Annotated in this window: 1 protein-coding gene; it reads left to right on the forward strand. The window is 46.9% G+C overall.

Annotated features, from left to right (window positions below; all coding sequences use genetic code 11):
- Nucleotides 1-490 (forward strand): virulence-associated E family protein (locus HMPREF2983_RS12805; protein WP_246829415.1); only part of this gene is annotated, 490 nt, incomplete at both ends.

The following is a 490-nucleotide window of genomic DNA, read 5'->3' on the forward strand; positions in this document are numbered from 1 at the left end:
TGGACGACCGTGAGTGCCGTAACCATACCTGCCTTGTACTGACAGGTGAGCAGGGTAAGTTCAAAACAACGTTTCTCGATTTGCTCTGTCCCCCAGCACTGCACGGTTACAGTTACACAGGAAAAATATATCCGCAGGAAAAGGACACACTTACCTATATCGGTCAGAACCTTATCGTAAACATAGATGACCAGCTCAAAGCCCTCAATAAGCGGGACGAGAACGAACTGAAGAACCTCATCACCTGTCCGATGGTCAAGTACCGTATGCCGTATGACAAGTACGTGGAGGAGCATCCCCACTTGGCAAGCTTTGTGGCATCAGTGAACGGCAATGACTTTCTTACAGACCCGACAGGCAGCAGAAGGTTCCTGCCCTTTGAAGTACTTTCCATAGACATAGAGAAAGCCAAGCGTATTTCAATGGACAATGTCTATGTTGAAGCCAAAACCCTATTAAAGTCAGGTTTCCGCTATTGGTTTGATGATGA

It is taken from the genome of Prevotella sp. HMSC077E09 (genome assembly GCF_001814685.1).
In the GTDB taxonomy this organism is placed as follows: Bacteria; Bacteroidota; Bacteroidia; order Bacteroidales; family Bacteroidaceae; genus Prevotella; species Prevotella oris.